Here is a 1,375-nt window from a genome sequence, read left to right on the forward strand (position 1 = left end):
GGTGGGCAATGTTTCCGGCAACCAGTATGACGTGCTGTGCGGCGCAGGCAGCCTCAACCTGATCAACGGGTCGGTGGGCGGTTTCCCGCTTGCCGTGGGCGCGCCGTACAACCCGAACCCGGGCAATGCGCCGATCGACTTCGTCAACACCGTTCCGGGTGGGGCGAATTACAACCGGGCCTATTTCCAGCTGCTTCGCCGCAACACCGAAGGCGGCCCGCGTATCAGCGACCTTACCCACACCAGCTTCCGCGGCGTGCTCGGGTCGAAGGGCGACCTCGGCAAGGTCTGGTCCTATGACGCCTACTATCAGTATGGCCGGACCAACTATACCCAGGTCTTCAAGAACGAGTTCTCGGCGGTCCGCCTCGGACGGGCGCTCGACATTGTCGACGATCCGAACCAGCCGGGCATCAACCCGGTCTGCCGTTCGGTGCTTGACGGTACCGACCTGGCCTGCCGCCCCTATGACGTGTTCACGGGTGCCGCACCGTCGCAGGAGTCGATCAACTACCTCAACGTGTTCGGCGTCATCACCGGCCGCACGTCGGAACAGATCGCTCACGCCGACTTCACCGGCACGCTTGGCGATTATGGCATCCAGTTCCCCTGGGCCGAAGACGGCGTGGGCGTGAACCTCGGTGCCGAGTATCGCAAGGAGAAGCTGTCGCTGAGCCCGGACCAGTCGTTCCAGACCGGCGACCTCACCGGCCAGGGCGCTCCGACGCTTCCCGTCAACGGCCAGTTCCGGGTGATCGAGTTCTTCGGCGAGGCCCAGCTGCCCGTCGTCCAGAACAACTTCATCTACGAGCTGACCTTCGGCGCCGGCTTCCGCAAGTCCTACTATGAGCTGGGTACCGGCCGGAAGTTTGACACCAACACCTACAAGCTGTCGGCCGAACTCGCGCCGATCAAGGATATCCGCCTGCGCGGTTCGTACAACCGGGCGGTCCGTGCGCCGAACATCCAGGAGCTGTTCGCTCCGCAGTTCGTCGGCCTCGATGGAAGCAACGATCCCTGCGCCAAGACGATCACGGCGACCGACTATGGCTGTCTTGCCCAGGGCCTCGTGGTCGGCCAGAGCACGACACCGAACCCGGCCGGCCAGTATAACGGCATGCTCGGCGGCAACCCGAACCTGACGCCGGAGAAGGCGACCACCAAGACCATCGGTGCCGTGTTCCAGCCATCGTTCCTGCCGCGCTTTGCGCTCACCATCGACTGGTGGAGCATCGACCTCAAGGACGCGATCCAGGGCTATGGCGCGGACGCGATCCTGTCCAACTGCGTCAATCACTCGACGGCGAGCGCAGTGGCACCGTCCTGCGACTTGATCCGGCGCGACGCCAGCGGTTCGCTGTGGCTGACGCCGAAT

1 protein-coding gene is annotated in these 1,375 nt (G+C 64.3%); it reads left to right on the forward strand.

What is annotated here, in order from left to right; all coding sequences use genetic code 11:
- On the forward strand, window positions 1-1,375 hold a 1,375-nt coding region (locus LVY65_RS13155), incomplete at both ends, for a TonB-dependent receptor domain-containing protein (RefSeq protein ID WP_235068728.1).

Source organism: Sphingomonas cremea (assembly GCF_021502585.1).
In the GTDB taxonomy this organism is placed as follows: Bacteria; Pseudomonadota; Alphaproteobacteria; order Sphingomonadales; family Sphingomonadaceae; genus Sphingomicrobium; species Sphingomicrobium cremea.